21 protein-coding genes and 3 pseudogenes are annotated in these 24509 nt (G+C 64.1%); 12 read left to right on the top strand and 12 right to left on the bottom strand.

All coding sequences use genetic code 11. The features are described 5' to 3' along the window. The first annotated feature begins 110 nt into the window (after positions 1–110). From DRB87_RS18295 to DRB87_RS18280, 4 genes are all read left to right on the top strand, one after another. Positions 111–1406 carry an MFS transporter gene (locus DRB87_RS18295; RefSeq protein WP_130026909.1) on the top strand — a complete coding sequence of 432 codons (1296 nt, stop codon included), beginning with the start codon at positions 111–113 and terminating at the stop codon, positions 1404–1406. A gap of 102 nt (positions 1407–1508) precedes the next feature. Next, positions 1509–2528 (top strand): SMP-30/gluconolactonase/LRE family protein, encoded by a 1020-nt coding sequence (locus DRB87_RS18290; RefSeq protein WP_370364021.1) that lies wholly within the window; start codon positions 1509–1511, stop codon positions 2526–2528. A 46-nt stretch (positions 2529–2574) separates the two neighbouring features. Continuing rightward, complete coding sequence (gene gudD / locus DRB87_RS18285; protein ID WP_130026907.1) at positions 2575–3924, top strand: glucarate dehydratase; 1350 nt, start codon at positions 2575–2577, stop codon at positions 3922–3924. Between the two features lie 73 nt (positions 3925–3997). Further along, positions 3998–5485 (top strand): SulP family inorganic anion transporter, encoded by a 1488-nt coding sequence (locus DRB87_RS18280; RefSeq protein ID WP_130026906.1) that lies wholly within the window; start codon positions 3998–4000, stop codon positions 5483–5485. 30 nt (positions 5486–5515) lie between these two features. Here the strand turns inward: DRB87_RS18280 and DRB87_RS18275 are convergent, their stop codons facing one another. The 5 genes and pseudogenes from DRB87_RS18275 to DRB87_RS18255 all read right to left on the bottom strand — a co-directional run bounded on the left by DRB87_RS18275 (position 5516) and on the right by DRB87_RS18255 (position 9151). Then, positions 5516–5974: a cytochrome c family protein gene (locus DRB87_RS18275; RefSeq protein WP_370363109.1), complete on the bottom strand. Its 459-nt coding sequence runs from the start codon at positions 5972–5974 to the stop codon at positions 5516–5518. A gap of 159 nt (positions 5975–6133) precedes the next feature. Further along, positions 6134–6930: pseudogene (locus DRB87_RS18270) on the bottom strand (transporter substrate-binding domain-containing protein). Positions 6931–6973: 43 nt separating this feature from the next. Further along, positions 6974–7702, bottom strand: a complete 729-nt coding sequence (locus DRB87_RS18265; protein ID WP_017232990.1) for an amino acid ABC transporter ATP-binding protein — start codon at positions 7700–7702, stop codon at positions 6974–6976. Next, the gene (locus DRB87_RS18260) at positions 7686–8339 is read right to left on the bottom strand and encodes an amino acid ABC transporter permease (protein WP_017232991.1); all 654 of its coding nucleotides are present in this window, start codon (positions 8337–8339) and stop codon (positions 7686–7688) included. Before DRB87_RS18260 ends, DRB87_RS18265 begins: the two co-directional genes overlap by 17 nt. Then, positions 8336–9151: an amino acid ABC transporter permease gene (locus DRB87_RS18255; RefSeq protein WP_130026905.1), complete on the bottom strand. Its 816-nt coding sequence runs from the start codon at positions 9149–9151 to the stop codon at positions 8336–8338. Before DRB87_RS18255 ends, DRB87_RS18260 begins: the two co-directional genes overlap by 4 nt. Positions 9152–9570: 419 nt before the next feature. Between DRB87_RS18255 and DRB87_RS18250 the strand changes: the two genes are divergently transcribed. The 6 genes from DRB87_RS18250 to ubiA all read left to right on the top strand — a co-directional run bounded on the left by DRB87_RS18250 (position 9571) and on the right by ubiA (position 14651). Next, complete coding sequence (locus tag DRB87_RS18250; RefSeq protein WP_130026904.1) at positions 9571–10044, top strand: Lrp/AsnC family transcriptional regulator; 474 nt, start codon at positions 9571–9573, stop codon at positions 10042–10044. Positions 10045–10219: 175 nt separating this feature from the next. Continuing rightward, positions 10220–10843, top strand: coding sequence for an iron transporter (locus DRB87_RS18245; protein WP_130026903.1), 624 nt, complete (start codon positions 10220–10222; stop codon positions 10841–10843). 100 nt (positions 10844–10943) lie between these two features. Continuing rightward, complete coding sequence (locus DRB87_RS18240; RefSeq protein WP_240756331.1) at positions 10944–11267, top strand: cupredoxin domain-containing protein; 324 nt, start codon at positions 10944–10946, stop codon at positions 11265–11267. A gap of 58 nt (positions 11268–11325) precedes the next feature. Continuing rightward, complete coding sequence (locus tag DRB87_RS18235) at positions 11326–12162, top strand: FTR1 family protein (protein WP_130026901.1); 837 nt, start codon at positions 11326–11328, stop codon at positions 12160–12162. Between the two features lie 196 nt (positions 12163–12358). Then, the gene (locus DRB87_RS18230) at positions 12359–13702 is read left to right on the top strand and encodes a 4Fe-4S binding protein (protein WP_130027952.1); all 1344 of its coding nucleotides are present in this window, start codon (positions 12359–12361) and stop codon (positions 13700–13702) included. 76 nt (positions 13703–13778) lie between these two features. Continuing rightward, positions 13779–14651 (top strand): 4-hydroxybenzoate octaprenyltransferase, encoded by an 873-nt coding sequence (gene ubiA, locus DRB87_RS18225; RefSeq protein WP_130026900.1) that lies wholly within the window; start codon positions 13779–13781, stop codon positions 14649–14651. Positions 14652–14798: 147 nt separating this feature from the next. Here the strand turns inward: ubiA and proC are convergent. After that, positions 14799–15610, bottom strand: a pseudogene (proC, locus tag DRB87_RS18220) (pyrroline-5-carboxylate reductase). Between the two features lie 91 nt (positions 15611–15701). Next, positions 15702–16415, bottom strand: a complete 714-nt coding sequence (locus tag DRB87_RS18215; RefSeq protein WP_130026899.1) for a YggS family pyridoxal phosphate-dependent enzyme — start codon at positions 16413–16415, stop codon at positions 15702–15704. 227 nt (positions 16416–16642) lie between these two features. Here DRB87_RS18215 and DRB87_RS18210 point away from each other — a divergent pair, with 227 nt between their 5' ends. After that, a complete protein-coding gene (locus tag DRB87_RS18210; RefSeq protein ID WP_130026898.1) occupies positions 16643–17140 on the top strand; it encodes a glutathione peroxidase in 498 nt (165 codons plus the stop codon). A gap of 53 nt (positions 17141–17193) precedes the next feature. Here DRB87_RS18210 and DRB87_RS18205 read toward each other — a convergent pair whose 3' ends face one another. Continuing rightward, the gene (locus tag DRB87_RS18205) at positions 17194–17685 is read right to left on the bottom strand and encodes a hypothetical protein (RefSeq protein ID WP_130026897.1); all 492 of its coding nucleotides are present in this window, start codon (positions 17683–17685) and stop codon (positions 17194–17196) included. 176 nt (positions 17686–17861) lie between these two features. On the opposite strand from DRB87_RS18205, the gene DRB87_RS18200 reads away from it, so the two are divergent. Then, entirely contained in the window at positions 17862–19394 is a 1533-nt protein-coding gene (locus tag DRB87_RS18200; RefSeq protein WP_370363108.1) for a PLP-dependent aminotransferase family protein, read from the top strand. A gap of 51 nt (positions 19395–19445) precedes the next feature. Here the strand turns inward: DRB87_RS18200 and glcE are convergent. From glcE to DRB87_RS18180, 4 genes and pseudogenes are all read right to left on the bottom strand, one after another. Next, positions 19446–20450 (bottom strand): annotated as a pseudogene (gene glcE, locus DRB87_RS18195) (glycolate oxidase subunit GlcE); the annotation flags it as partial. A 76-nt stretch (positions 20451–20526) separates the two neighbouring features. After that, complete coding sequence (locus tag DRB87_RS18190) at positions 20527–21396, bottom strand: ion transporter (RefSeq protein ID WP_130026895.1); 870 nt, start codon at positions 21394–21396, stop codon at positions 20527–20529. Between the two features lies 1 nt (position 21397). Beyond that, positions 21398–22933: an FAD-linked oxidase C-terminal domain-containing protein gene (locus tag DRB87_RS18185; RefSeq protein ID WP_240756054.1), complete on the bottom strand. Its 1536-nt coding sequence runs from the start codon at positions 22931–22933 to the stop codon at positions 21398–21400. Positions 22934–22940: 7 nt separating this feature from the next. After that, a complete protein-coding gene (locus tag DRB87_RS18180; RefSeq protein WP_130026894.1) occupies positions 22941–24362 on the bottom strand; it encodes an FAD-binding oxidoreductase in 1422 nt (473 codons plus the stop codon). Between the last annotated feature and the right edge of the window lie 147 nt (positions 24363–24509).

Here is a 24509-nt window from a genome sequence, read left to right as displayed (position 1 = left end):
ACGCGGGCGGCCCTGGCTCGGGATGAGGCGCTTGGCGCGGCGGCTGTGACGGCCGGCGGCGTCGATGGCCGTTATGCGGGCAAAGCAAGGCGCGCTACCTGGTCGTTTTCATGCTTTTTCTGATCACGACGGTCAACTACGCCGATCGGGGAACGCTCTCCATTACGGGCACGGCCATACAGCACCAACTTGGCATTTCGCCGGTCGCGATGGGCTACCTGTTCTCGTCGTTCGCATGGGCCTATGTCGCCGCGCAGATTCCCGGTGGCTGGCTGCTCGATCGCTTCGGTACCAAGCGGGTCTATGCCTGCAGTATCTTCTTCTGGTCGCTGGTGACGGCGCTGCAGGGATTGGTCGCGGGTTTGCCGATCGCGATGGCGGTCATCACGCTGTTCGCGCTGCGCTTTCTCGTCGGGGCGGCCGAGGCGCCAGCATTCCCGGGCAATTCGCGCATGACCGCCACGTGGTTCCCGACGGCCGAGCGGGGCACGGCGTCAGCCATCTTCAATTCGTCGCAGTATTTCGCCGCCGTGCTGTTCACGCCGCTCATGGGCTGGATCACGCATGCGTACGGTTGGCAGTACGTGTTCTATGTGATGGGCGCGCTGGGCATTGTGCTCACCGGCGTCTGGCTGAAGACCATCTATGCGCCGCGCCAACACCCGCTCGCGAACGACGCGGAAGTCCGCTTCATTGCCGATCACGGCGCGATGATCGACCTCGAAGACAAACAAGTCGTCGCGCAGCGTCGCGTCGCGACGGCGGGTTCGAACGACGGGTTGCAGGGGCGCAAGATTTTCAGGCAACTGCTCAAGAGCCGCATGATGCTTGGCGTGTTCATCGCGCAATACTGCATCACGACGCTCACCTATTTCTTCCTGACGTGGTTCCCGATCTACCTCGTGCAGGAGCGCCATATGTCGATCCTGAAGGCGGGCTTCGTGTCGTCGATCCCGGCGATCGCCGGCTTCCTCGGCGGCTTGCTCGGCGGCGTGGTGTCGGACCGGATGATGAAGCATGGCTTCTCGACGTCGACCGCGCGCAAGGTGCCCATTGTCGTCGGGCTGCTGTTGTCGACTTGCATGATCGCCTGCAACTACGTGGATAACCAATGGGTCGTGGTCGGCATCATGGCGGCGGCGTTCTTCGGTAAGGGCATCGGCGCGCTGGGCTGGGCCGTTGTGTCGGATACGGCGCCGAAGCAAGCAAGTGGACTGTGCGCGGGCCTCTTCAATACGTTCGGTAACACGGCAGGTATCACGACACCGATCGTGATCGGATATCTTGTGCAAGACACGGGGTCGTTCGCGGCGGCGCTGGTCTTCGTGAGCGCCAATGCGCTGATTGCAATCGTGTGCTATCTGTTCGTCGTGGGCAAGATCGAGCGCTTCGAGCTGGCGGCGTAACACATACCTGGCTACCGGTCCCATCGCAAGGAGATACGATTGAATACCGCCCGCGGATTGCACGAGCAAGGTTCGTCCATCGAGGCCGTATCGTCTGGCAACATGGCGCCGGCCGACGCCTTCGCTGGTGCGCAGCCGCTCGGCGGGTCGCCCGATGCACATCGGGTGGCATTCGAGCCGAGCACGCGCTACCCGGACGTCGCCATCGAAATTCTCGACCCGAGCTTCGCGAAATACCGGCTCTACAGCAGCGCGGTCGAGCAGTTGGGGACCGGAATGCGCTGGGCCGAAGGGCCCGTGTACTTTCCCGCAGCACGCTACCTCGTCTTGAGCGACATCCCCAACAATCGCATGATGCGCTATGACGAAGTGACCGGGCATTGGGGTGTCTTTCGCCAGCCGTCGAATCAGAGCAACGGGAACACCCGCGACCGGCAAGGGCGACTCGTCACGTGCGAGCATCTCACGCGGCGCGTCACGCGAACGGAGCACAGCGGCAAGATCACGGTGCTCGCGCACGGCTATCAGGGCAAGCGCCTGAACTCGCCAAACGATGTCGTCTGCCAGTCGAACGGCGCCATCTGGTTTACCGATCCGCCCTTCGGCATTGCCGGGCACTGGGAAGGCGAGAAAGCGACGCCCGAGCTGCCGCCATCGGTCTATCGTCTTTCGCCGGACGGCGAGTTGCAGGCGATGATCACCGACCTCGCCGGGCCGAACGGCCTGGCGTTCTCACCAGACGAGTCGAAGCTCTATGTGATCGATAGCCGGGCGACGCCGAGCCGTGTCATGTGGCAATACGACGTCGGCGCAAACGGCGTCACGTTGTCGAACAAGACAAAGCTGTTCGATGCCGACGGTGCCGGCGCCCTCGACGGCTTCACCGTCGACAAGGATGGCAACCTGTGGTGTGGCTGGGGCTCGGACGGACGCGCCGGTGTGAGTTCCGCCGACCTCGACGGGGTGAAGGTCTTCAACCCGAACGGCCAGCCGATCGGTTTTATCCGATTGCCGGAACGCTGCGCCAACTTGACGTTCGGCGGCCCGAAGAACAACCGGCTGTATATGGCAAGTTCGCATTCGCTTTATTCGCTTTACGTGGAAGCCGAGGGCGCCGTCTGATCGTCACGACGCTCGCCTGTTTCCCTCAACTACTGGTACTTCGTTTATGTCCACGACTCTCACTCGCGTCAACGCCACGCCTACCGTCACCGAACTGCGCGTCATTCCCGTCGCCGGGCGCGACAGCATGCTGATGAATCTTTCGGGCGCGCACGGCCCGTTCTTCACGCGCAATATCGTGATCCTGACGGACAGCGCGGGGCACACGGGGGTCGGCGAAGTGCCGGGCGGCGAGACCATCCGCAAGACGATCGACGATGCGCGTGCCTACGTCGTCGGTCAATCGATCGGCAACCTGCAGGCGATTCTGAACCGGGTGCGTACCGCGTTCGCCGATCGCGACGCGGGCGGTCGCGGTCTGCAGACTTTCGACCTGCGCACCACGATCCACGCCGTCACCGCGCTCGAAGCGGCGCTGCTCGACCTGCTCGGCCAGCATCTTGGCGTGCCGGTCGCCGCCTTGCTCGGCGAAGGCCAGCAACGCGACGAGGTGGAGATGCTCGGCTACCTGTTCTACGTCGGCGATCGTAACAAGACCGATCTACCGTATGCCTCGGGCGCGCAAGGGCGCGACGATTGGGAGCGTCTGCGCACGGAAGTCGCACTGACGCCGGAAGCGGTGGTGCGTCTGGCGCAGGCCGCGAAGGCGCGTTATGGCTTCAACGATTTCAAGCTCAAGGGCGGCGTGCTCTCAGGCGACGCGGAAATGGAAGCGGCCACCGCGCTCGCGGAGTGCTTCCCGGAAGCGCGCGTGACGCTCGATCCAAACGGCGCCTGGTCGCTCGCCGAAGCGATCCGCCTGTGTCGTGACAAGCACGACGTTCTCGCCTATGCAGAAGACCCATGCGGTGCGGAAAATGGCTATTCCGGCCGAGAAGTGATGGCCGAGTTCCGTCGTGCGACCGGCCTGCCGACCGCGACCAACATGATCGCGACCGACTGGCGTCAGATGGGCCATGCGATTCAACTGCAATCTGTCGACATTCCGCTGGCCGACCCGCATTTCTGGACGATGCAGGGCTCGGTGCGTGTTGCGCAGATGTGCAACGACTGGGGCCTCACGTGGGGCTCGCACTCGAACAATCACTTCGACGTGTCGCTGGCCATGTTCACGCACGTTGCCGCCGCCGCGCCCGGCAAGATCACCGCGATCGATACGCACTGGATCTGGCAGGACGGCCAGCGCCTCACGCGCGATCCGTTGCAGATCGTCGGCGGCAAAGTGAAGGTGCCGGAAGTGCCGGGCCTCGGTGTCGAACTCGACATGGATGAAGTCGAGAAGGCGCACGCGCTGTATCAGCAGCATGGCCTCGGTGCGCGCGACGACGGGGTCGCGATGCAGTACCTGATTCCGAACTGGACGTTCGACAACAAGCGTCCGTGCCTCGTGCGCTGAGGCACTTCGCTCGAGCATCGGTGGAAAACATCAGAGGCTGGTAAAATGCGCGTCCCATGCGGAACGCTATTTTATGAAGTCTCAAACACTTCGGGAGCAGTGGCTCCCGAATCTCCCCGGTAATGTACTTGCCGGTCTGACCACGGCGTTCGCGCTAGTGCCCGAGTGCATCGCCTTCGCGCTGGTCGCTCAAGTCAATCCGCTCATGGGCCTCTACGGGGCCTTCATCATGTGCGCGCTCACCGCCATCTTCGGCGGTCGTCCCGGCATGATCTCGGGGGCCGCCGGATCGATGGCGGTGGTCATCGTCGCACTCGTCGTCCAACACGGCGTGCAATATCTGCTGGCGACCGTCGTTCTGGGCGGCGTGCTCATGATGCTCTTCGGCCTGTTGCGTCTCGGCAAGCTGATTCGCATGGTGCCGCACCCGGTGATGATCGGTTTCGTGAATGGGCTCGCGATTGTCATCGCCATGGCGCAACTGGAACATTTCAAGCGCGCCACGCCGCAAGGCGACGTCTGGCTGCAAGGCACACCGCTGGCAATCATGTGCGCGCTGGTTGCGCTCACGATGCTGATCGTCTATGGGCTGCCACGCCTCACGAAGGCCGTGCCGCCCGCGCTCGTCGCCATCGTTGGCGTCGGGCTCTTCAGCCAAGGATTGCACCTGCGCACGCGTACGCTCGGCGACATGGCGCACATTGCCGGGACACTCCCGTCGCTCCATCTGCCGCAAGTGCCTTTCGATCTGGAAACGTTGCGGATCGTCTTCCCCTACGCTTCACTCATGGCGATGGTCGGTTTGCTGGAGACGCTGCTCACCTTTAATCTCACCGACGAGATCACGCAAACGCGCGGCCGTCCGAATCGAGAATGCCTCGCGCTCGGCGTGTCGAATGTCGTATCTGGAATGTTCGGGGGCATGGGCGGTTGCGCCATGATCGGGCAGACCATGATTAACCTGAGTTCGGGCGGGCGCAGCCGCGTCTCGGGAGCGACGGCTGGCATCATGATCCTGCTGTTCGTGCTTTGCCTGTCACCGCTCATCGAGCGCATTCCGCTGGCCGCGCTCGTCGGGGTGATGTTCGTCGTCGCCCAGCAGACGTTCGCCTGGGGCTCACTTCGCGTACTCGGCAAAGTGCCTCGAAACGACGCTCTCGTGATCGTCGCGGTGACGGTCATCACCGTGTTCACGGATCTGGCCGTCGCGGTGATGTGTGGCATTGTTATCGCCGCACTCAACTTCGCCTGGCAGCATGCCCGCGATATTCGTGCCGAAGTGCAAGAGAACGGCGACGACGCCCGTACCTATGTGCTTCATGGCACGCTGTTCTTTGCGTCGACCGCCAATTTCCAGGACCTGTTCCAGCCGTTGTCAGATGTCCGCCGGATCGTTGTGGATTGCCGGTCGCTGCACGTGGCGGATCACTCGGCCATCGTGGCGTTCGAGACGCTCAGGGAGCGTTATCGGACGTCGGGTCGAAACGTGCGCTTCGTCAATCTTTCGTCGCGCAATCAACGCCTGCTGGAACGAGCCGGTGTGAACCTCGTCGAGGCCTGAGGCACGCTTGCGGGCTATGGCCGTCGCGCGTTACTTGAACGTGTGCAGGTAGGCCAGCAAGTCGGCCACCTTGCGCTCGTTTCCGATGCCCCAGAAGCGCATCTTCGTTCCCGGCACGGTTTTGCCTGGATTGGCAATGAAGGCGGCGAGTGCCTTGTCGTCCCACACAATGCCGGACTGCTTCATCGCCGTCGAGTAATCGTAGTCCGGCAGGCTGCCCGCGCGGCGGTTGACAACGCGGTTGAGTTGCGGGCCGAAGCCCGACGTCGCCATGGGGCCGACCGCATGGCACGACGCACAGCGTGCCGCGAACATTGCCTTGCCGGCTTCCACGTCGCCAGCGGCCATGGCGGGCGACGCGAGCGCGCTCAGCACGCCAAGCAGCGCGAGCGTTGGCGCAACGCGGCGTCGGCGGGCGACAAGCGGGAGTGGCGCGAGTCGTACGACACGCGGGACAGCGAAGATCGGGAAAGCGGAGCGGGCAGTCATCGGAGGGCGTGCAGCGGGGGAACGGGTCGAAGGCAAGCCGCTAACTTACCGCGTTCCCTCCGGCGCGACCAGCGATTCCCGTGCGAAGGCGGTGCGACATCGTGTCGCGGCCGTCGACGCCTGGGCATCGACGGTCATTCGCCGCAGGCGGCAGCGGTCTTACGCCGCGCCCTTGATCACGCTCTGCGGCAGATCGCGACCGTGGTACTTCTTGTAGATCGCGTTGAGCTTGCCGTTCTTCAGATTGGTCTTCACCCAATTGTTGATCCAATCCTTGAGCGCCGGCTGATTCTTGTTGAGCGCGATGCCCAGATTGAATTCCGTCTGCGCGAACTTCAGTTCGAGGTTCTTGTCCGGGGCGCGCTTTTGCATCTCGCCGAGATTCGACGGCGTGCTCGAGAAGATGTCGACCTGACCGGTCACCATCGACGTAATGAGCGTCGCGTCGTCTTCGTAGCGCACGATCTGCGCGCCCTTGGCGTGTTGCGTGGTGAGCGTGTCGTTCACGGTCGCGCGCGTGAGGCCGATGCGCTTGCCGTTCAGATCGTCATAGCCCTTGATGACCATGCTCTTGGGGCCCCCGACGATGATCGAGATGACCGCGTAAGGCATCGAAAAATCGATCACCTTCTCACGCTCCGGCGAGATCGCGAGATCGGCCACCACGATATCGGCGCGGTTCGACTGCAGCGTGGGGATGCGCGCGGCGTTCGTCACGGACACAATGTCGAGCTTCACCCCAGATCCTGTGCCAGCAGCTTGGCCGTTTCGACGTCCGAGCCCACCGGTTGCAGGTTGGCGTCGGCGTACGAGTACAGCGGCGTGCCCATGGCGATGGCGACGCGGATCTTGCCTGCCTTCTTGATGTCGTCGAGCTGGTCGGCGAGGGCAGCGTGCGCCACGGCGCCGAGCAGAGCGGCGGCGCAAGCTTGGGTGAGGAACGTCTTGAGTTTCATGCGGATGTCTCCTTGGAGTAATGGATTGTCTTGCGTGGCCGGACTAAAGGCCGTTGGCGAGGAACGCACGCAGTTCGGGCGTTTGCGGGTTGTCGAGCATGTCGCCCGGACCGACTTCCCACACCTTGCCTTGATGCATGTAGATGATCTGGTCGGCGACGCGCTTGGCGAATGCCATTTCGTGCGTGACGAGCACCATCGTCATGCCGTTCGCCGCGAGGTCTTCCATGACGCGCAGCACCTCGCCCGTGAGCTGCGGGTCGAGCGCCGACGTCACTTCGTCGAACAGCATGACCTTCGGCGACATGGCGAGCGAGCGCGCAATGGCCACGCGCTGCTGCTGGCCGCCCGAGAGTTGCTCGGGATAGCTCTCGGCTTTGTCCGACAATCCCACCTGATCGAGCACGCGCTTGGCGACGTCTTGCGCTTCGCTGCGCGCCATGCGCTTGACGTGCCGCAGCGCGAGCATGATGTTTTCGCGCACGTTCAGGTGCGGGAACAGGTTGTAGCTCTGGAAGACGATGCCGACTTCGCGGCGCAATTGATGCAGGTCGATGTGCGGATCTTCCACGCGAATGCCGCACACTTCGATGGAGCCTTCGTCGATGGTCTCCAGACGATCGATGCAGCGCAGGGCCGTACTCTTGCCCGAGCCGCTGGCGCCGATGACCGCCACCATCTGGCCGCGCTCCACTTCGAATGACACGCCCTTGAGCACCGGGTTGTCGCCGAAGCGCTTGTGAATCTGGTTGACCTTAACGATTGCCGACATTGAGCTTGTCCTCCAGTGATGCGCTCCAGCGCGAGAGCGGGTAGCACAGCACGAAATAAAACACCCCGACCAGCGAGAACACGAGGAAGGGTTGGAAAATCGAGTTGTTGATGATCTGTCCGGCGCGCGTGAGCTCCACGAAGCCGATCACCGACGCGAGCGACGTCATCTTGATGATCTGCACCAGGAAGCCGATGGTCGGCGGCAACGACAGGCGCACCGCCTGCGGAATGATGACCAGACGCAGCGTCTGCCAGCGCGAGAGCGACAGGCACTCCGCGGCCTCCCACTGCGCCCGCGGCATCGCTTCGACGCAACCGCGCCAGATGTCGCCCAGGTAGGCGCTGGTGTACACCATCAATGCCAGCGCGGCTGCCACGATGGCCGGTAACTCGAAGCCATACACCGACAGGCCGAAGTAGACGATGAACAGCAGGATCAGCAGCGGAATGCCCTGAATCGCCTCGATGAACACTTGCGCAGGCAAGCGCAGCCACCGGCGCGGCGAGATGCGTCCGAGCATCACGACAAAGCCGCCCGCACTGCCGAGGACGAATGCGATGAGCGAGAGTACGAGTGTCCAGCCGATGGACTGCACCAGATAGTTGAAATAGGTCCAGGAAAAATTGCCCATCATGAGGCGCTCCGTTGCGCGGCGTTGGTACCGGATTTGCCTGAAGCGCCCGGCGTGCCGGCGTTGCCCGGGGCGTTCAGGCCGGCGGCGCGCGACGCGGCCGCCCGACGGCGTGCGGCCTGAGCGGTCTGCGCGGCGGCGCGTCGCACGATGCGGCGGCGCTTGAAGAAGTACTCGCCGGCGGCCCACGCCACGAGCTTGACCAGCAGCGAGAGGCACAGGTAGAGGGCGGCCACGACGATATAGGTTTCGAGCGAGCGGAACGTGTCCGACTGCACGGTATTCGCCACGGCCGTCAGTTCCTCGGCGGAAATCTGCGACGCCATGGCCGAGGCCTGCATCATCAAAATGAACTGGGTGGTGAGCGCCGGATAGACCTTTTCGATGGACGGTTGCAGCATGACGTGCCACGCGATGCGCCATTTCGGCAGCCCCAGGCACTCGGCGGCCTCGATCTGACCGCGCGGCACCGATTCGAGCCCCGCGCGAATGATCTCCGCCGCGTACGCGCCGATGTTGATCACCATCGCAATGACCGACGCGGCGAACGTCGGCATGTGTACGCCCACGCTGGCCAGGCCGAAATACAGCAGAAAGATCTGGACGAGGAACGGTGTGTTGCGCACCGCTTCGATATAGATGCCGCACAGGCGGGAGAGCCAGCGGTGGCGGCTGCGCTTGGCAAAGGCCACGAGCGTGCCGACGACGGTGCCGAGGACAACTGAAATCACCGTCATCTTCAGCGTGAGCCACGCGCCGTCCAGAAACACTGGCCAATAGGGGAGCAGCGGGGCGAAATTCAACGAGAAATGCATGGCAAGCGCCTGTCTCCGGTGACGTTCGGGGCCGACGCGCCAGGCAGTCCATTGCGGCCATGACACCCGCAATCACTGTGGTGGGTCTTTCTTGTACGTCGTCATATAAGTGATGCGATTTTGCGCATCGCGGCTCGACGTTGTCAATAGCGGAGGATTGGGGGGATACCCTTGGCTATTGCCTTGTCGGGGCAAGGGTTAAAGGCGATCTGGCCGGTTGGCTAAGGCGCCGCATGCGGTGTGAGGTGGCCTCAACGGCGGGTTGATGAGGACGGATTTTGTCTGCGTGTCATCGTATCTCTTTCCGTCGGGGCGCGTCGGACAGTTGGGCAGTAGGGAGGCGCAGGGCGCGGCGGCGCGGTTCCTGGTTCTATAATCGCGCATTGCCATTCCGACCGTGACATTCAAGGCGAAATCCGATGACGCTGTCCGCGACCGCCCTCGACGAACTCGACCGTAACCTGCTCGCCCTGCTGCGGGTCAATGCGCGCGAGAGTACGGCCAACCTGGCGCGCCGTCTCGGCGTGGCGCGCACGACCGTGGTGGCCCGCCTGGCGCGGCTTGAGCAGGCGGGCGTGATCGCCGGCTATACGGTACGACTTGGGCAGGACGCCGCCGGAGGCGGGTTACAGGCCTGTGTCGGCATCAGCGTGCAACCGCGCTCCGGGCGCGACGTGCTACGGCGCCTGAACAAGATGCCCGAGATTCACCTGCTGTGCACCGTCAGCGGCGAGTTCGATTACGTGGCATGGCTGCACGCGGCGTCGGCAGACCAGCTCGACGCGCTGCTCGACACCATCGGCGAGATCGACGGCGTCACCCGGACGACAACGTCGGTCGTGCTCGCCCGCAAGATCGACCGGGGGGCGTGCTGCCCTGAGCATCCCCGGTAATTTTTCGTAAACGTCGGCCAAGAATCGCGCCGCGCGCCCGCCGGCGCTCGCGCCGTGCCCGAATTTCCCGTTCATCCCCGTGTTGCCTTGACTTCGTGGTTTGTCTGACGAATGCGTTAGTGCTAAAATTACTGAGAATTGTTTGCATTAACTTCTTTGTCAATCTGGAGTGTGTATGCGCGTGAAATCCCTCGTCGCCGCGGCGCTGTTCGTCGGTGCAGCCACCCTGGCGAATGCCGCCGAATTTCCCATTGGTAAGCCGTTGAATGTGGCGGGCATGGAGATCAACACGGTGTATCTCCAGCCGATCTCGATGGAACCGGCCGGCATGATGCGCGACGCTGCGAAGTCGGACATCCACCTCGAAGCGGATATTCATGCGATTGCCAAGAACCCGAACGGTTACGCCGAAGGCGACTGGATTCCCGGTCTGGAAATCACGTACAAGCTGCAAAAGATGAAGAGCGACGGCAAGACCCCCGAGGGCGCATCCATCGAAGGGTTGATGATGCCGATGGTCGCAAGCGATGGTCCGCACTACGGCGATAACGTCAAGCTGGCCGGTGTCGGCAAGTACAAGCTGACGATGGTCGTCAACGCACCGGGCACGCTGCAGGCGTTCGGCTGCAAGATGGGCGGCATGCCTGCCGCCAACGCCCATGCGTCACACGGTGGCATGGGTCCGTGGTGCTTTGGCCGACACGTCGACAAGGAAACCGGCGTGGGTCCGTGGTTCAAGCCGGTGACCAAGGAAGTGGATTTCACTTTCTCGGGAATTGGCAAGAAGGGCGGGTACTGAGTCGCCCACATGAATTTGACTCGGCGTTGGCCTGCGGGCCGGCGCTGTTTTCGTTTGGAGCGGAAGAATGAATCAGCGCATCGCGCGCCTGCTGGCCACGATGACAGCCGTGGTGGCGACTTTGTTCGTGCTGGCGGGGCCGTCGCTCGCTCGCGCGGACGACTTGCCAACCTTCAGGCTGGAAATGAACAACGGCAAGCTCAACCCGGCGCGCATCGAGGTGCCGGCCGGCAAGCGCATCAAGATTGAAGTGCACAACACCGGCACGAACGCTGTCGAGTTCGAGAGTCTGCAACTTCGCAAGGAAAAGGTGTTGGCACCGGGCGCGCAATCGTTCGTGGTGATCGCGCCGCTGCAGCCGGGCGAGTATAAGTTTTTCGACGATTTTCACCCGCAGGCACAAGGCGTGATCGTTGCCAAGTAAGCGGGCGGAAGTCGTTCTGGATAGTCGGTAAGACACGCATCACGAGAGGAATCAAACGATGGGTCAGGTCATGTTCATCGTCTGGCGCGAAAGCGTCGAGGCATTGCTGGTTGTCGGCATTCTCCATGCCTGGCTGGCCAACCCGGAGCACGGTGCCAGGCGCGGACTGCCTTATCTGTGGGGCGGTGTGGCGCTCGGGATTGCGGCGGCCGTGGCGCTGGGCGGCGCTCTCGTTGGTTTTACCGAGGTTCTCTCGGGCGACGCGCAGGACTACTTCCAGACGGCCATGGTGCTGGTCGCCTGCGTGCTGATCGTGCAGATGGTCTTCTGGATGAAGCGCCACGGGCGAACGCTCAAACGCGACATGGAATCGTCGCTGCGCAAGAACCAGGATCAGGGCACCTGGTGGGGCGTGCTCGTGCTGGTGGCGCTGGCCATTGCCCGCGAAGGCAGCGAGACGACCATCTTCCTGTACGGCATTGGCTTCGGCCAGCAAGGCAGCGTGCCGCCATCGATGTGGCTCGCGGTGCTGATCGGCTTCGCCCTGGCACTCGCCACGTTCTGGCTGCTGCAACTGGGCGGGAAGATCTTCTCGTGGCGCCTGTTCTTTCGCGTGACCGAAATCATGCTGCTGTTCCTCGCCGCCGGGCTGCTGGAGTCCGGGCTCGATCGCCTGATCTCGCTCGAACTGGTGCCGACGCTGGTCGATCAACTGTGGGATACCTCGGCACTGCTCGACGACACCAGCCCGTTCGGCAGTCTCGTCGCCACGTTGACCGGCTATCGCGCCCATCCGTCGGGCATGAATCTGTTGGTGTACGGCATCTATTGGCTGTTCGTCTGGGCCTTGCTCAAGCGGGCAGACGGGCCGCTCAAGCAGGCCAAGCCCGCTTGAGCGGGCCGCAGGCATCGGCGGCGCAAATCTCGCCGGTGCACGACAACGGCCTGTTCGGACAGGCCGATGCCGGCGTCACAAGCGCCCCGGCATTCGCAAGATCCGCCAGCCTGACAAGGTTGTTCTCCCGACGTACGAGTTGAGCATGAGCATCGCCATACCTGTCCCGAACCGACTGGCCCGCGCAGGGCTTTGGATGCAACGCCACGGCAAGCTGATTCGTGGCGTGCAGTGGGGCATCGTGCTCGTGTACGTGTTCCTCATCGGGGTGCCGGTCATGTTGCCGCTGCCCGACGAGACGGCGCACATCCTCAATAACCTCACGGTCTTCGCGCAGTTCACTTTCTGGGGCATCTGGTGGCCGTTCGTGCTCATCAGCATGGTCTTGATGGGCCGCGTATGGTGCGGGGTGCTGTGCCCGGAAGGCACGCTCTCGGAATTCGCGAGCCGTCACGGACGCGGTCGCGCCATTCCGCGCTGGATGCGCTGGGGCGGCTGGCCGTTCGTGGCCTTTGCGGGCACCACGCTCTACGGCCAGATGGTCAGCGTCTACCAATATCCGAAGGCCGTGTTGCTGGTGCTCGGCGGTTCCACCCTCGGCGCGATGGTGATCGGCTATTTCTACGGCCGCGACAAACGCGTGTGGTGCAAGTACCTGTGCCCGGTCAACGGCGTGTTCTCGCTGCTCGCGCGTCTGGCGCCGTTCCACTTCAAGGTCGACGAAGACGCGTGGCGTCGCTCGTATCACACCAACGGCCACAAGATCATCCCGGTCAATTGCGCGCCGCTCGTGCCGCTGCGCAACATGAAGGGCGGCGCGCAATGCCATATGTGCGGGCGCTGCGCCGGGCATCGCGACGCCATCGCGCTCACGGGCCGCTCGCCGAGCGACGAGATCGTGAAGTTCGGCGCGACGGAGAACAACAGTGTGTGGGACAGCGTGCTCGTCATGTATGGCCTGCTTGGCGTGGCCATCGGTGCCTTCCACTGGACGGTGAACCCGTGGTTCGTGGCGACCAAGACAATGCTCGCCACGTGGCTCATCGACCGCGACATCATGTGGCCGTTCGCGACGAACGCGCCGTGGTTCGTCTTTACCAACTACCCGGCGCAGAGCGACGTCTTCTCGTGGCTCGACGGCGGCATGGTCGTCACGTACATCCTCGGCAACGGCCTGCTGCTGGGCTTGGCCTTCACGACGATCTTCGCGCTGGCGAACCGGGCGATGGGGCCGTGGCAGACGTCGCGATTCAATCACCTGGTGCAGTCGCTGATTCCGATTGCCGGGGCCGGGGTGTTCATCGGTCTGTCGGCCACGACGATCAGCCTGCTGCGCGCCGAGCATCTGCCGGTGTACTGGGCGAACGATGTGCGCGCTGCGATCCTCGCCGCGACCACGTTGTGGAGCCTGTGGCTTGGCTGGCGCGTGACCGGGCGGCATGCGCGCTCGCTGGGGCGGCGTCTGGCCGGAATGGCGGGTGTCGTGGCGGCACTGGCGCTGGTCAACTGGCTCTGGCTGTTGATGTTCTGGATCTGGTGACGCCCGGGGCGCGTCGATTGTCGCGCCTCAGGTCGGTGGCCTACAATGGCGCCACCGGTCTTTCTGTGTAACGCTCATGTTGCTCGCTCAACGTCTCCCGCTGTATTTCCGCCTCGTTCGTCTCGATAAGCCGATCGGCACCGTGCTGCTGCTGTGGCCAACGCTTGCGGCGCTGTGGATCGCGTCGAATGGGCATCCCGACCTCTGGCTGCTCGTGATCTTTACACTGGGCACCTTCCTCATGCGCTCGGCGGGTTGCGCCATCAACGATTACGCCGACCGCGACTTCGACAGGTACGTCAAACGCACGAAGGAGCGGCCGATCACGTCGGGACGCATTCGTGCCTGGGAAGCAGTGGCCGTGGCGGCCACGCTTGCGCTGGCGAGCTTTTTGCTGATCCTGCCGCTCAACGCGCTGACCAAGTGGCTCTCGATCCCGGCCTTGTTCGTGGCGGGCACCTATCCGTTCACCAAGCGCTTTCTGGCGATTCCGCAAGCATATCTCGGCGTGGCCTTCGGTTTCGGCATTCCAATGGCCTTCGCCGCGGTACAGGACCAGGTGCCGGTTATCGCGTGGGTGCTGCTGCTCTCGAATGTGTTCTGGTCGGTCGCCTACGACACCGAATACGCGATGGTCGATCGCGACGACGATCTGAAGATCGGCATCAAGACGTCGGCGATCACGTTCGGACGCTTCGACGTATTGGCGATCATGCTCTGCTATGCCGGGGCGCTTGGCATCCAGGCGGGCGTGGGCGTGTATCTCGGCTTCGGCTGGCCGTTCTGGCTCGGCATGGCGGTGGCGGTGAGCTTCGCGATCTATCACTACTTCCTGATTCGCACACGCGAGCGCATGCCATGCTTTGCCGCGTTTCGTCACAACAACTGGCTCGGTGCCGCCGTGTTCGCGGGTATCGCCGGGCATTACTTGCTGAGCGCGCAGTCGTAGGTTTTCGCATAAGCGCAAACGTCGAAGGCGGACGTTCGCGAAAAGCAAAGACGGACCGCAGGTGAACCGAACCCCGGAAGTGGGACGGTTCACCTGCGGTCCGTTTGTCTTTGCGACGGGCCGACTACGGCCTACTGTGTAATGAGCTCAGGCGTCGCCCAACTCGTCGCCAAGTTCCTTGGCGCGGGTATTGGCCGCATGCACGCCGCGCACGATAGCCGCCTTGATGGCGTCGCGATCGAACGAGCTGAGGGCAGCAAACGTCGTGCCGCCCTTGGACGTCACACGCTCGCGCAGCACGCTCGCGGGTTCGCTCGACTGCGCCGCCAGTTGCGACGCGCCGGTAAACGTGGCGATGGCCAACTGACGTGCCTGCTCGGGCGAAAAGCCCAGCTCGTTCGCGGCTTGCTCCAGCGCTTCGATGAAATAGAACACGTATGCCGGACCGCTGCCCGAGATGGCCGTCACGGCGTCGAGCTGGCTTTCCTTCTCCACCCAAACGATCTGGCCGGCCGCACCGAGCACGGTCTCGGCGCGCTTGCGCTGGTCCGAATCCACCCCGACAAGGCTGCCAGACCCGTGATGCCCATGCCGATCAAGGCGGGTGTGTTCGGCATGCAACGCACAATCTGATTGTGGCCGCCGAGCCAACGCGCGAGATCGGACGCGCGAATGCCCGCCGCGATGCTGATCACCAATTGACCGATCAGGTGCGGCTGGAGCGCTTGTGCGACGTCCTTGAGCACTTGCGGTTTGACGGCCAGCACGATCGTGTCGTAATCGCGCAGGCGATCGTTGGGCGCGCTGGCCGTGTCGACACCGTACTGCTTGACGAGGCCGTCGCGCGTCGATTCGTTGACGTCGATCGCGAGAATGTCGCGCGGGGCCGTGCCGCGCTTGACGAGTCCGCCGATCAGGGCATTGGCCATGTTGCCGCCGCCGATGAATGCAATTCTCATAACCATCCTTTGCGTTGCGTGAGTCGTTACCGTCGTTACCTTTTGCCGCGGCGAGTCGTCAAGGTGCGCTCACCGCCAGGGCACGCCGCGATCAGGCGCGTGAGCCATAATCGCGTGCGCCGAAAATCGCGGTGCCGATGCGCACCATTGTCGCACCCTCGGCAATCGCCGCCTCGAGATCGCCCGACATGCCCATCGACAGCGTGTCGAGCGGCAGACCGTCGGCGCGCAAGGCGTCGAACACATCGCGCACGGCCTTGAACGGTTTGCGCTGGCGGGCCGGATCGGCTTCAGGCTCGGGAATCGCCATCAGACCGCGCAATCGCAAATTCGGCAGCGCCGCGATGGCGTGTGCCACGGCGGGCACGTCGGCAGGCGCCACGCCGCTCTTGCTCGCCTCGCCGCTGATGTTGACCTGCAGGCACACCTGCAAGGGCGGGAGGTCTGCCGGTCGCTGCGCACTCAGGCGCTCGGCGATCTTCAGGCGATCGACCGAATGCACCCAGTCGAAGTGTTCGGCCACCGGCCGCGTCTTGTTGCTTTGCAGTGGGCCGATGAAATGCCATTCGAGCGGTTCGCCATCGACCGTCTCACCGGACAACGCGGCGATCTTGTCGAGCGCCTCCTGCACATAGTTCTCGCCGAATGCCCGCTGGCCAGCCGCCAGGGCGTCGCGCACCGCATCGGCGCCGAAGGTCTTCGAGACGGCGAGCAAGCGCACGCTGTCCGCTGGCCGGCCGGCGGCGGTGGTGGCACGGGCAATGCGGGAGAGCACGTCGTCGAGATGCGCGGCGATGGTCGACATGAGGCAGGGCGGAGCGTCAGTGAGGGGGTGTCTGTGGCGCGGGGGCGCGTTGCAACGGCGTTGCGGATCAACGATTATAGCCGTGCCCGCACGCGAGGTGCTACCCGGGAAAAACGAGGTGCTACCCGCGCCGGGGTTACGGACGGGACGGCACAACGCACGCGGCACGGCGTCGGCGCGCGGCTTGTGGCAGACTGCGCGGTGCCAACCATCACTCGGAGCCAGAGATGAGCGCGATTTCGCAGACCGTTTACGATTTTTCCGTCCAGACGCTCGCGGGCGAGACCGTCAGTCTGTCCCAGTATCGCGGCAAGGTGCTGCTCATCGTCAACACGGCGAGCGAGTGCGGGTTCACGCCGCAGTACGCCGGGCTGCAAACGCTATACGAACAGCTTGGCCCACGCGGGTTCGAAGTCCTCGCGTTCCCCTGCAATCAGTTCGGCAAGCAGGAGCCGGGCGACGCGCAAGCCATTCGCAGCTTCTGCGATCTGCGTTTTCACGTCACGTTCCCGATGTTCGCCAAGGTCGACGTCAAAGGGCCTGACGCCGCGCCGCTCTATGCCTACCTCACGCGAGAGAAGCCCGGTGTGCTGGGCACGAAGGCAATCAAATGGAATTTCACGAAGTTCCTCGTGGATGCAACGGGGCAGGTCGTGGCGCGCTATGCCCCGACGGCGAAGCCCGAGGACATTCGCGCCGATATCGAGAAACGGCTCCCCGGTTGAGCGGCGCCGTGGCCTGACCGGGTCGCCCCGGACAGACCATCGCACGGATCGGCTCAACACCCGAAGCGCTTGAGAATCTGCTGCCATTGACGCACGAGGTACCCTCGCGGCTCGGCAAGACGACCTGCTGAGTTCGCCCCCTCGCGCAGTGCAAGCTGCGCGCCGGCGTCGCTGGTCAGCGCCAGCCAGCCGGACGTCTCCACCACGTACACCTGCCCGGCACTCAGCGCGATGGCATCTCGCCAGACCTCCCCCGACAGCCAGCGCGGCGCGAGGCTGACCACCACCTGACCTCGCTGGACATGGAATACCGTGCCACGGCTCGCATACGCATGAAACGCTTGCCCACGCGCCAGCGCGAGGGGGAACGCTCGCTTGCCGGGCGTGGCGCCGTCCATGCCGGCCGGATGGGAGGGCGCACGAGAAAGGGCAACGCGTTCTCCTGGCGAGGTGGCCTCGCCGTGACTTCGCGCAAGACTGGCGTCAGGGCGCAGGGCAGACAGCGAAGGCAGTGCAGACGGCGGGGGGAAGGGGGGCTTGGCCATGTGGGACTCCGGGGCGTTGAACGGGTAAGGACAGCCTATCGGCCGCCGCGCCGCTCCGGTAGGCACACAGTTGCCCGGTTTCGCCCGCAACAGAATGGCCCCCGGCAATCTGTTACGATCAAGAATCGCTGAATCTGTATCTGTTATGGTCACGTGCGATGCACGATCATCTGCGCATGGATGCCGCCACTCTCCCTCTCGCTGCCGCGGACGACACACCGCTGACCTCGGACGTTCCGACGCCCCCACCCGTAACAGTCCCGCAGGAGCGCGTGCCCCTCTACCGCCAACTCGCGGGTCACTATCGACATGCCATCGACGCGGGTACGCTCGCGCCGGGCGACCGCATGCCGAGTGTTCGCACGTTGATGGAGCGTCATCAGGTCAGCTTGTCGACGGCGCTGCAGATGTGCCGTCACCTGGAGGCGCAGGGCTTGCTCGAGGCGCGTCCCCGCTCGGGCTACTTCGTGCGCGCACCTGCGCGGGCGAGTCTCGTACCCGTGGCTGAGCCGCGGCCGTGGATGCCCGATCTGCTGCAATACGTGGGCATCAACCAGCGTGTGTCGTCGATCCTCGCGCGAGGGCTTCAAGCGGACGTCAAGATCAACCTCGCCGTGGCCCACGGTTCGCCGTCGCTCTATCCGGTCAACGCGTTGCGCCAGGCCACGATTCGGGCGTTGCGCGATCACCCGATGCTCTATGGCACCCCGCCGCCTGGCGGTGGCGAAGCCCGTTTTCGCGCGGCGATTGCGCGGCGAGCGCTGGAAGCGCGCATGAACATCAATCCCGAGGAGATCGTCGTCACGCATGGCTGTATCGAGGCGATCAATCTGGCGCTGCGTGCGGTGGCAGGCGCGGGCGACGTGGTTGCCGTCGAGTCGCCCACGTATTACGCGCTGTTGCAGACGCTGGAGAGCATGGGCATGCGCGCGCTCGAAATTCCCACGAGTCCGCAGACCGGCATTTCACTCGAAGCGCTCGAACTGGCGAGCGAGACTTACGACAACATCAAGGCGATCATCGTCGTGCCGCATTTCCAGAATCCGCTCGGGTCGGTGATGCCGGATTCGCACAAGGCACGGCTTGTGACGTGGGCGGCGTCGCGCGGGATTGCGATTATCGAAGACGACACCTATTCGGCGCTCGGCGACGACGGCAATGTGCCTGCCGCCGTTCGTTCCTGGGATACGACCGGTAACGTGATTCATTGCGCATCGCTGCACAAGACGCTGGCGCCGGGCATGCGCCTGGGCTGGATCGCGGGCGGCAAGTGGCAGGGGCGCGTGGAGATGTTGAAGTACGCGCAGACGCGCCCCAACGAAGCGCTCGCCCAGATCGCGATGGGCGAGTTCATCGACTCGCCGCGCTATGACCGCCATCTGCGGCATTTGCGCGCCCAGTTGCGCGAGCATCGTGCGGCGATGGCCGAAGCGATCGCGACCTACTTCCCTGCGGGCACGCGACTGACGTTGCCCGCCGGCGGATTGAGTCTGTGGGTCGAGATGCCGGGCGGTGTCAGCTCGGAGTTACTGTTCGACGCCGCGCTCGCCAAGGGGATTCGCGTAGCGCCGGGTAGCCTGTTTTCCAACTCGAGACGCTACGACCACTTCCTGCGCATCAACGGCGGGCAGCCGTTCACGCGTGAGGTCGACGCGGCGGTGCGCACCCTCGCCTCCGAGATCGCGCGATTGCTCGACACGAAGCGTTGAGCGCACCGAGCGCGAGATTGCCCGACTTGGCGCCCCGCGGGGGCATCCTGCTTAGAACTCCGGATACATCCGTCCCGGATTGAAGATGCCGGCGGGGTCGAACACCGACTTCAGATTGCGGTGAATGCGCATGACCGGCGCGGGCAGCGGCGTGAAGACGCCCACGCCAGGTTCGCCGTAGCGGAAGAGCGTAGCGTGCCCGCCGTCCTGCCGTGCCGCCGAGCGCACGATTTGCGCGTCGGCGTCGGTGATCCACCAGCGCTGTGCGCCGCCCCACTCGATAAGTTGCTTGCCCGGCAGCCGGTGCGGCTCGGCCGTCGAAGGCACCGCCAGGCGCCACAGCGCCTGCCCCGGCCCTGCGTCGGCAAAGAAATTGTCGGTTTGCTCGCGGATGGCGTGCCAGAACTTGGCCGCATGAATGGCGTCGACCAACTCCCCGCCCATCTTTACGCGCGCGGCCTTGATCCCCGCCGACGCGCCCGCCAGACGAATCACCAGCAAGTCGTTGCGCCACGCACTGCCGGTGATCGGCAGCGGTTGCCCTCCCCATTCGTTGAGCTTGCGCACGGCGTCGATGGCGTTCATTTCGAATTGCAGCGTCAGCTCGGCGAACGGTTGAGGCAGCACCTTGAGCGACACCTCGAGAATGAGGCCCAGCGTGCCGAGCGAACCGGCGAGCATGCGCGAGACGTCGTAACCGGCGACGTTTTTCATGACCTGCCCGCCGAAGTTCAGCACATGTCCCCGACCGTCCATCAATTTGGCACCGAGCACGAAGTCGCGAACGGCGCCCACGGCGCTGCGGCGCGGCCCGGCAAGCCCTGCGGCCACCGCACCGCCGAGGGTCGCGCCGTGACCGAAGTAGGGCGGCTCGAACGGCAGCAACTGATTGCGTTCGGCGAGCGCCGCTTCAATGTCGGCCAGCGGCGTGCCGCAGCGGGCGGTGATGACCAGTTCCGCCGGGTCGTAGGCGACGATGCCACTGTAGTCGCGCGTGTCCAGCACGTCGCCCACGCGTTGCTGGCCGTACCACGCCTTGGTGCCGCCCCCCGCAATTGGAGGGGCGCACGGTGCGCCGTGGCGTGCTCGATGACGGCGCGGAAGTGCTCGAGAGTGTCGTTCGTATCGGTCATCAGCTGGGTTCTGGCGGCGGTGGCAGGTCGGATTGATAAGGCCCCAGCTCGCTGCCGCAATCCTTGCAGTAGCGGGCGTCGGGGTCGTGCCCTTCGGTGTGGCACTGATGGCAGGTGCGCGTGGTGATCGCCTTCTTGCGCATTGCCGAATGAATTTCGGCCCCCATGATGCCGGTGGGAATCGCAATCACGCTGTAGCCCAGCAACATCACGAAGCCAGTGATCGCCTTGCCCAGTGCGGTGACGGGCACTACGTCGCCATAGCCAGTGGTCGTGAGCGTGACGATGGCCCAGTAGATGCCGACAGGAATGCTCGTGAAGCCATGCTCCGGCCCCTCGATGATATGCATGAGCGTGCCGAAGATCACTACGATGATCGAGATGAACCCGAGAAACACGAGGATCTTGCGGCGCGCGTTGTAGAGCGCAATGCTGAGCACGCCGGCTTCGTTCACATACGCCGTGAGCTTGAGAATCCGGAATGCGCGCATCAGGCGCAGCAGGCGTACGTCGATCAGGCCGTGCAGCTCGGGCACCAGAATCGCCAGGTAGGTCGGCAGGATCGCGAGCAGGTCGATGACGCCATAGAAGGACAGCGCGTAACGCAGCGGCCGGTGCGCACTGAGCAGCCGCGCCAGATACTCGGCCGTGAAGAGCAGCGTGAAGAACCACTCGAGGATCGCCATCGGCAACGCGGCCGTGGCTTGAACGGCCGGCACGCTCGACACGATGACCGTGAGTACCGACAGCACGATGGCGATGAGCAGCGCAATGTCGAAGAGCCGCCCTTCGCGCGTGTCGGCCTCGAAGATGATGATGTAGAGCCGCTGCCGCCAATCGTGTGGCAGCCATTCCGACAGCGCTCGCATGTCAGAACCTCGGCAGATCGGGATGCGGTAAAAGGCCGCCACGCACATGCAGCTTGCCGTATTCGGCGCAACGCGCGCGCGTGGGTATCCCCTTGTCGGGATTGAGCAGCCCGACCGGATCGAAGGCACGCTTCACCCCGAAGAACGCGTCGCGCTCGTCGGGCGAGAACTGGACGCACATCGAGTTGATCTTCTCGATGCCCACGCCGTGCTCACCTGTGATCGTGCCGCCGAGTTCGACACAGGCTTCGAGAATGTCACTGCCGAACGCCTCGGCGCGGTGCCACTCGTCGAGGTCGTTGCCGTTGAAAAGAATGAGCGGATGCATATTGCCGTCTCCCGCGTGAAAGACGTTAATACAGCGCAATCCGTACTGTTGTTCCAGACCTTCGATGCGTTTGAGCAAGGTCCCAATCGCACGGCGCGGAATCGTGCCGTCCATGCAGTAATAGTCCGGCGATATGCGCCCGGCCGCGGGGAATGCGTTCTTGCGTCCCGACCAGAAGCGCAGACGCTCTTCTTCGCTGCGGGAAATCTGCAGCCGTGTCGCGCCCGACGTGCGCAGCACGTGGGAAATGCGCATGATTTCCTCGGCGACTTCTTCCGGTGTGCCATCCGACTCGCACAACAGGATGGCGGCCGCTTCAAGGTCGTAACCGGCGTGGACAAACGACTCGACGGCCTGGGTGGCCGGCTTGTCCATCATTTCCAGGCCCGCCGGGATGATGCCCGCCGCGATGATCGCGGCCACGGCGTTGCCGCCGGTCTCCACGTCGTCGAAGCTCGCCATGATGATCTGTGCCGTCTGCGCCTTGGGCACCAGCTTGACGGTGATTTCGGTGACCACGCCGAACATGCCCTCACTGCCGATGAAGACCGACAGCAGGTCCAGTCCCGGCGCATCGGGGCCGAGCGAGCCGAATTCGATGGCCTCGCCGGACATCGTGATGGCGCGCACGCGCAGCACGTTGTGCACGGTCAACCCGTACTTCAGGCAGTGCACGCCGCCGGAATTCTCCGCGATGTTGCCGCCGATGGTGCAGGCGATCTGCGACGACGGATCAGGCGCGTAATACAGGCCATAAGGTGCGGCGGCTTCCGAGATCGCCAGATTGCGAACGCCTGGCTGCACCGTGGCAGTACGCGCATAGGGATCGACTTCGACGATCTTCTTGAACTTGGCAAGCGAGAGCACCAGGCCGTCGGAGATGGGCATCGCCCCGCCGGACAGGCTGGTGCCCGCGCCGCGCGGCACGACCGGGATGCCGAGCTGATGGCACGCCTGCAGAATACGCAGCACCTGCGATTCCGACTCGGGCAGCACGACGGCGAGCGGCACGCGACGATACGCCGCGAGACCGTCGCACTCGTACGGTGTGGTGTCTTCGCGTCGATGCAGAATGCAATGCGGCGGCAGGATCTGCGCGAGCGCATCGAGCAAGTGACGCTGTCGCGTGTTCAGGGCGTCGGCGTTCTCGGTCGCGGCACCCGCCGGAAGCGGGCCGGATTGACCTTGCGGGGTGGCGGGGGCGTTCATGCGACGTTCAGATCGCCGGGTGCAGCTGGAAAATCTTGCCCGGATTGAGCAGATTGTGCGGATCGAGCGAAGTCTTGATCGCCCGCATGACGTCGATCGCGCCTTCGCCATGCTCGGTCACGAGGAAGCCCATCTTGTGCAGGCCCACGCCATGTTCGCCAGTGCATGTGCCGCCCATGCGAATCGCTCGCTCGACGATGCGCTGGTTGAGTTGTTCGGCCTCCTCGATCTCTTCAGGCTTGGTTGGGTCAATGAGGATAGCGACGTGGAAATTGCCATCGCCCACGTGACCCACGATCGGGCAGGGCAAGCTCGATGCTCGCAGGTCTTGCTCGGTTTCGCCCACACACTCGGCCAGACGCGAGATCGGCACACAAACGTCCGTGGTCACCGCGCGGCAGCCTGGCCTGAGTTGCAGCATTGCAAAGTACGCGCTATGCCGCGCGCTCCACAGACGGTTGCGGTCTTCGGTGCGGGTGGCCCATTCGAAACCGGTACCGCCGTTGTCCTTGGCCAGTTCCTCGACGGTTTGCGCTTGCTCCTTCACGCCCGCATCGCTGCCGTGAAATTCGAAGAACAGCGTTTGGGTCTCGGGCAGCGTCAGCTTGGAATGCTTGTTGATGGCGCGCACGGCCAGCGCATCGACGAACTCGACGCGAGCGACCGGCACACCCAGCTGAATCGTCTGAATGACGCAGTTCACGGCATCCGTCATGGTGGCGAACGCACAGATCGCCGCCGACACGGCCTCGGGCTGCGGATACAGACGCACCGTCGCCTCGGTAATGATGCCCAGCGTGCCTTCGCTGCCGACGAACAGGCGCGTCAGGTCGTAGCCGGCCGAGGACTTGCGGGCGCGCGTGCCGGTGTGGATCACGCGGCCGTCCGCGAGCACGACAGTCAATGCCAGCACGTTCTCGCGCATCGTGCCGTAGCGTACGGCGTTGGTGCCCGACGCGCGCGTGGCGCACATGCCGCCAATGCTGGCGTCGGCACCCGGGTCGATCGGGAAGAACAGGCCGGTGTCGCGCAGTGCTTCATTGAGCGCCTTGCGCGAAATGCCCGGCTGCGTGGTGACGGTCAGGTCTTCGGCGTTGATCGAGACGACCTGATTCATTTCCGAGAGGTCGAGCGACAGGCCGCCCTCGACCGCGAGCAGGTGACCTTCCAGCGACGAGCCCGCGCCGTACGGAATGATGGGGACGTTGTATTTGGCGCACAGCTTGACGATCTGCGACACCTCGTCGGTGCTATGCGCGAAGGCGACGGCATCGGGCAGCATGGGGTCGAACGGAGACTCGTCCCGGCCGTGATGTTCGCGCAGCGCCGCTTGCGTGCTTACGCGCTCGCCCAGCAGTGCTTGGAGCTCGGTGAGCAGCACGTCGGGGAACGCCCGCTTGGCGGCGAACGGCAGGTGGGGATGATTCACGGCTTTCTCCTTCGGGTCTCCGGGCGGCCAGCGCCGGTCGGCGGTGGCAGGCTCCAAATCGGTGGCGGGGTCTCGGGCATGGGGTGGAACGACAATACTTCGGTGCACATGCCCTGACGCCTTATGAGCGGGGATTTTACGCTGTGG

It is taken from the genome of Pandoraea sp. XY-2 (genome assembly GCF_004193915.1).
Taxonomy (GTDB): domain Bacteria; phylum Pseudomonadota; class Gammaproteobacteria; order Burkholderiales; family Burkholderiaceae; genus Pandoraea; species Pandoraea cepalis.
The sequence above is the reverse complement of the archived record's forward strand: the minus strand, read 5'-3'. Positions and strand labels throughout refer to the sequence as shown.

What these genes read in the sequence shown, in the direction of transcription:
- DRB87_RS18200 (WP_370363108.1), top strand. Translation starts at nt 17,862, where the DNA reads ATGGATGCCGCCACTCTCCCTCTCGCTGCCGCGGACGACACACCGCTG.
- DRB87_RS18280 (WP_130026906.1), top strand. Translation starts at nt 3,998, where the DNA reads ATGAAGTCTCAAACACTTCGGGAGCAGTGGCTCCCGAATCTCCCCGGT.
- DRB87_RS18230 (WP_130027952.1), top strand. Translation starts at nt 12,359, where the DNA reads ATGCAACGCCACGGCAAGCTGATTCGTGGCGTGCAGTGGGGCATCGTG.
- DRB87_RS18250 (WP_130026904.1), top strand. Translation starts at nt 9,571, where the DNA reads ATGACGCTGTCCGCGACCGCCCTCGACGAACTCGACCGTAACCTGCTC.
- DRB87_RS18295 (WP_130026909.1), top strand. Translation starts at nt 111, where the DNA reads ATGCTTTTTCTGATCACGACGGTCAACTACGCCGATCGGGGAACGCTC.
- ubiA (WP_130026900.1), top strand. Translation starts at nt 13,779, where the DNA reads ATGTTGCTCGCTCAACGTCTCCCGCTGTATTTCCGCCTCGTTCGTCTC.
- gudD (WP_130026907.1), top strand. Translation starts at nt 2,575, where the DNA reads ATGTCCACGACTCTCACTCGCGTCAACGCCACGCCTACCGTCACCGAA.
- DRB87_RS18190 (WP_130026895.1), bottom strand. Translation starts at nt 21,396, where the DNA reads ATGCGAGCGCTGTCGGAATGGCTGCCACACGATTGGCGGCAGCGGCTC.
- DRB87_RS18260 (WP_017232991.1), bottom strand. Translation starts at nt 8,339, where the DNA reads ATGATGGGCAATTTTTCCTGGACCTATTTCAACTATCTGGTGCAGTCC.
- DRB87_RS18240 (WP_240756331.1), top strand. Translation starts at nt 10,944, where the DNA reads ATGACAGCCGTGGTGGCGACTTTGTTCGTGCTGGCGGGGCCGTCGCTC.
- DRB87_RS18255 (WP_130026905.1), bottom strand. Translation starts at nt 9,151, where the DNA reads ATGCATTTCTCGTTGAATTTCGCCCCGCTGCTCCCCTATTGGCCAGTG.
- DRB87_RS18205 (WP_130026897.1), bottom strand. Translation starts at nt 17,685, where the DNA reads ATGGCCAAGCCCCCCTTCCCCCCGCCGTCTGCACTGCCTTCGCTGTCT.
- DRB87_RS18265 (WP_017232990.1), bottom strand. Translation starts at nt 7,702, where the DNA reads ATGTCGGCAATCGTTAAGGTCAACCAGATTCACAAGCGCTTCGGCGAC.
- DRB87_RS18245 (WP_130026903.1), top strand. Translation starts at nt 10,220, where the DNA reads ATGCGCGTGAAATCCCTCGTCGCCGCGGCGCTGTTCGTCGGTGCAGCC.
- DRB87_RS18210 (WP_130026898.1), top strand. Translation starts at nt 16,643, where the DNA reads ATGAGCGCGATTTCGCAGACCGTTTACGATTTTTCCGTCCAGACGCTC.
- DRB87_RS18185 (WP_240756054.1), bottom strand. Translation starts at nt 22,933, where the DNA reads ATGAACGCCCCCGCCACCCCGCAAGGTCAATCCGGCCCGCTTCCGGCG.
- DRB87_RS18215 (WP_130026899.1), bottom strand. Translation starts at nt 16,415, where the DNA reads ATGTCGACCATCGCCGCGCATCTCGACGACGTGCTCTCCCGCATTGCC.
- DRB87_RS18290 (WP_370364021.1), top strand. Translation starts at nt 1,509, where the DNA reads ATGGCGCCGGCCGACGCCTTCGCTGGTGCGCAGCCGCTCGGCGGGTCG.
- DRB87_RS18275 (WP_370363109.1), bottom strand. Translation starts at nt 5,974, where the DNA reads ATGACTGCCCGCTCCGCTTTCCCGATCTTCGCTGTCCCGCGTGTCGTA.
- DRB87_RS18235 (WP_130026901.1), top strand. Translation starts at nt 11,326, where the DNA reads ATGGGTCAGGTCATGTTCATCGTCTGGCGCGAAAGCGTCGAGGCATTG.